This window comes from Pseudomonas persica, from assembly GCF_900291015.1.
Lineage (GTDB): Bacteria > Pseudomonadota > Gammaproteobacteria > Pseudomonadales > Pseudomonadaceae > Aquipseudomonas.
Window position 1 is genome coordinate 1 of the sequence record NZ_OLKL01000409.1, and the last position, 232, is coordinate 232.

Annotated in this window: 1 protein-coding gene; it reads right to left on the reverse strand. The window is 68.5% G+C overall.

What is annotated here, in order from left to right; translation table 11 throughout:
• Window positions 1-127 precede the first annotated feature (127 nt).
• Window positions 128-232, reverse strand: a 105-nt coding sequence (locus tag FQ664_RS28390) for a hypothetical protein (protein WP_474707166.1), incomplete at its 5' end; no start/stop codon positions are given.

Genomic DNA, 232 nt, shown 5'->3' on the forward strand with positions numbered 1-232 from the left:
CTTCTGCGGCGCCAGCGAACGGGCGCGGTCAGCGGCGACCTTGGCGTTGGCGTAGGTCGCGCGGGCCGAAGCCAGCTGGGCCTCGGAGGCGTTGAGCGAGGCGCGCAGGGGCGCCGGAATTGGACCATTACCGGGCTGCTCGCTGGGCTCGCTGGAACCCCTTCAGCACGTTGACCGCGTTGATATCGACTTCTTCCACAGCGTCGCCGCCTTGCATAACGAACGGGGTCGG